A 609-nucleotide genomic window follows, 5' to 3' on the forward strand; every position below is an offset into this window, starting at 1 on the left:
GAGCTGATGCGCTCGGGCACGGTCGACATCGTCTTTGCCAACAGCCACGAGATCAGGTCGCTCTACCAGACATCGTCGTTCGACGAGGCGCTGGCGCAGATCCGCAAGGATTGCCGGATCGCCGCCGTCACCCGCTCGGAAAAAGGCTCGGTGATCGTGCGCGGCGACGAGACCGTGGTGATCAAGGCGACCGCCATCAAGGAACTGGTCGACACGACGGGCGCCGGTGATCTCTATGCTGCCGGCTTCCTGCATGGCTACACGCAAGGCCGCGACCTGCAGACTTGCGGCGACCTTGGCTCACTGGCAGCCGGATTGGTGATCCAGCAGATCGGCCCCAGGCCCCGTCAGAATTTGCGCCGCGAGGCCGAGCAGGCGGGGCTGACCATTCCGGACGTTCAAACGAGTTAGTGGCCTACCTTCCCGTTGTGCAGGCTATCTCGCCAGAAGCGCAATCACGGAATAGGGAAATCCTGATGTCGAACATGATGAAGGCGCTTGTGAAGGCCAAGGCCGAACCGGGCATCTGGATGGAAGAGGTGCCGGTGCCGGAAATCGGCCCCAACGACGTGCTGATCAAGATCAAGAAGACGGCGATCTGCGGCACCG

Annotated in this window: 1 protein-coding gene and 1 pseudogene; both read left to right on the forward strand. The window is 62.2% G+C overall.

Annotation, left to right across the window (positions count from 1 at the left end; all coding sequences use genetic code 11):
* Positions 1-411: PfkB family carbohydrate kinase (locus EOB59_RS35045; RefSeq protein ID WP_245486898.1), on the forward strand; the 411-nt coding region annotated here is incomplete at its 5' end.
* A 65-nt stretch (positions 412-476) separates the two neighbouring features.
* Positions 477-609 (forward strand): annotated as a pseudogene (gene tdh / locus EOB59_RS35050) (L-threonine 3-dehydrogenase); the annotation flags it as partial.

The sequence above is a fragment of the Mesorhizobium sp. M7A.F.Ca.MR.176.00.0.0 genome (genome assembly GCF_004023165.1).
In the GTDB taxonomy this organism is placed as follows: domain Bacteria; phylum Pseudomonadota; class Alphaproteobacteria; order Rhizobiales; family Rhizobiaceae; genus Mesorhizobium.